This window comes from Actinomycetota bacterium (genome assembly GCA_036280995.1).
In the GTDB taxonomy this organism is placed as follows: Bacteria; Actinomycetota; CALGFH01; order CALGFH01; family CALGFH01; genus CALGFH01.
In genome coordinates, this window is sequence record DASUPQ010000885.1 from 1 (window position 1) to 2,827 (window position 2,827).

A 2,827-nucleotide genomic window follows, 5' to 3' on the forward strand; every position below is an offset into this window, starting at 1 on the left:
CGGGACCGCCCGAGGACCAGCGGGAGCCAGTGGCACGGGGTCGGCGTTGAATCCGCTGGTGAGATGCGGTGTGGTGGGAAGCTGCGGGACCGGTCGGGACGGCGCTCCAACAGCTCATAACCCAGAGGTCGAGGGTTCAAATCCCTCCCCCGCCACCAAGATTGACCAGCACGTTTGGCGCTTCACCTCCTTCGCAAAGGGACAGCCGGATGTGGCTGTTGTCAGTCATTTGTCAGTGGAGGGCCCGGGCTTCGGTCCGGGCCGTTCGCTTGGGCTGGAACCGTCGAGAATGAGGCTGGCCACGGCGTTGGCGGCCTGGGCGTCCATGCCGGGGATGACGTGGCTGTAGACGTCCAGGGTGATGGCGACGGTGGCATGACCGAGCCGCTCGCTGACCACCTTGGCCGGGACGCCCGCGGCGAGCGCGGCGGTGGCGTAGCTGTGGCGGACGTCGTGGAGCCGGATCGGCGGCAGGCCAGCGCCGCGGGCCAGCCGCCGGAACCAGTCGGTGATGAGATCCGGGTGGATGGGGGAGCCGTCCGGCCGGGTGAAGACCAGCCCCGAGTCCATCCAAGCTGGTCCAACGTCGGCGCGTTCTTGCTCCTGTTGAGCCTTGTGCTCCTGTAGGGCGGCCAGGGTGGCCGGGTCCAGCGCCAGTGACCGCTTGCCCATCCGCGTCTTGGGCTCGGACTCATGGACCACGTAGTTGACCACCACCCGGGGCCGCCGGGGGGAGAGCCGGGCGGCGGCCAGGTCGATGTCGACCCAGCGCAGCCCGGCGAGTTCGGCCCGCCGCATCCCGGTGGTGGCGACCAGCAGCCACAGGGCGTACAGGCGGTCGTGGCGAGCGTGGGCCAGGAAGGCCCGCAGCTGCTCGGGGGTCCAGACCTGCATCTCCGGAGAGGCACCGCGCGGTGGGGTAACCGCATCGGCCACATTGCGGACCAGGTAGTCGAGGCGGACGGCGTCTCGGAGGGCCCGATGCAGCATGGCGTGGATATTGCGGACGGTCTTGGGGGCCAGGCCCTGGCCGTCGCGGCGGGCGTCGGTGAGGAGGCTGCGGTAGAAGCCGCTGAGGTTGGAGGGGGTCAGCCGCTGCAACTCGATCTCGCCCAGCCGGGGCACGACATGGGTCCTGGTGTAGATGGTGTAGTTGGCGTGGGAGGAGGGTCGCAGCCGGGGCGGCTGGTTGTCCGGCAGCCACTCCTCCAGCAGGTAGCTGCCAACCGTCCGCTTGGACGGCTCCACGAACGTTCCTGACCGTAGGGCCGCCTGGGCCTCCAGCAGGGCGTCGCGGGCTTCCTTTCTGGTCCGAAAGCCGCCCTTGGAGACTTGGCGGGGCCGGCCGGTTCTCGGGTCCGGCACGTCCTCGATGTACCAGGTCCAGGTGCTGCCGCGCTTGCGAGTCCAGCCGCCCGGCATCAGCGGTCCTCCAGAACCAAGCCCAGCAACTCGAGCAGCCGTGCGGTAGGCACATAGAGCCGGCATCCAAAGCGGACCGACGGCAGATCCCCGGCAGCAACTGCCCGGTAGGCGGCACTCCGGCTGATCCCCATAAGCACGCTCGCCTGCTCGACCTTTAGCAGACCGGGAAGCTGCATCCGCTGTAGCAGTCCGGTGGCCGTCATGTCCTCCTCGGTGCTGCTGGCGGGCCCGCGTCCGGTGGACGCAGGCCTTGGTCGGTCGAGCTCAGTATAAGCCAATACTTTTCCCATTACAGCTTTCTCCTTGAATCCGTCGAGAGTCGATCAGCGGTCACCTGATCAGGCATGCTTGTAGGCCACCGCAGAGGCATCGAAGCAAGGGTCGCAACATGGCAACGGCCGAGCAGCGGCGGCGATTCGGGCAGGCGCTCCAGCGTGCGCGCGAGGAGTGCGGCCTGTCCCAGCGCGGCCTTGCCGACGCGCTTGGGGTCTCCCAAGCGTCGGTGTCGCAGTGGCTCTTGGGGCAGACTGCTCCACGGCCTGAACGGGTTGCTGCGCTTGAGCGGGTTCTTCGGATGGAGCCGAGCTCCCTAGCGCGATTACTGGGCCAGGTTTCAGACGACGATCGGGCGGTACCGGCATCGGTGAGTGTGACCGAGGCGGCCGAGGCCGATCCCCGCCTGGGAGTACGGGAACGTCGGATCCTTGCCGCCGTGTATCGGGAGCTTGTCCACCAGCGAGAGTTGGACCAGGCCGGCAGCGGGCCTGCGGCCGATGGGGGAGCGGCCTCAGGGCATTGGTCCCGTTGAGCATTCGCACGGCCTGTTCCTGTTGTCTCGACGTCAGTTGACCGGAGTCCTACAGTCGAGTCACATGACAGCCCGTCCGATTCCAGGTGGGCGAGACCCCACACCAGGTCACCCACCTTCCGACCCCTCCGAGGCTGAGCAAGCCACCGCAGACTCGCTCAACACGGAGCCTGTCCGGCTGCTTGCCATCCGCTTCGGCGAGGAACTCCGGCGCCGCCGCCGCGAAGCCGGGCTGCATCAGCGGGACTTGGCCGACCGCATCGCCTATCACCGGTCGTACCTCTCGCAGATTGAACGAGGCCGTCAGGTGCCCGCCGCCCAGTTCGCCATGCTGTGTGACCGAGCACTCGAGGCCAGCGGTGCGCTGATGGGGGTGTTCCGGGAGCTGGCGGCCGAGCGGGAAGCCCGGCGCCGAGAGTTGGCCGTCGAGCGTTGGCGAGAGCGGTTCCGTGGCAGCTCGGATGCTCCGGCCGAGGCCATCGCCGTCCCTGAGCCGGCACTGTTCGAGGTTGCCGGGGCGGCGCTCGCATCGTCAGATACGTCCATGGAGCGCCGACCCTTTGTCCGCATGGTAGGGACCTTCGCCAGCACCGC

Annotated in this window: 3 protein-coding genes; 1 reads left to right on the forward strand and 2 read right to left on the reverse strand. The window is 68.3% G+C overall.

Translation table 11 applies throughout. The features are described 5' to 3' along the window. Positions 1 to 225: 225 nt before the first annotated feature. Together VF468_29675 and VF468_29680 are read right to left on the reverse strand one after the other, a co-directional pair. Complete coding sequence (locus tag VF468_29675; protein HEX5882456.1) at positions 226 to 1,422, reverse strand: site-specific integrase; 1,197 nt, start codon at positions 1,420 to 1,422, stop codon at positions 226 to 228. Beyond that, complete coding sequence (locus tag VF468_29680; GenBank protein HEX5882457.1) at positions 1,422 to 1,628, reverse strand: helix-turn-helix domain-containing protein; 207 nt, start codon at positions 1,626 to 1,628, stop codon at positions 1,422 to 1,424. The genes VF468_29675 and VF468_29680 overlap by 1 nt, the downstream gene beginning before the upstream one ends. A gap of 852 nt (positions 1,629 to 2,480) precedes the next feature. Here VF468_29680 and VF468_29685 point away from each other — a divergent pair. Then, positions 2,481 to 2,827: helix-turn-helix transcriptional regulator (locus tag VF468_29685; protein HEX5882458.1), on the forward strand; the 347-nt coding region annotated here is incomplete at its 3' end.

What these genes read in the sequence shown, in the direction of transcription:
- VF468_29675 (HEX5882456.1), bottom strand. Translation starts at nt 1,422, where the DNA reads ATGCCGGGCGGCTGGACTCGCAAGCGCGGCAGCACCTGGACCTGGTAC.
- VF468_29680 (HEX5882457.1), bottom strand. Translation starts at nt 1,628, where the DNA reads ATGACGGCCACCGGACTGCTACAGCGGATGCAGCTTCCCGGTCTGCTA.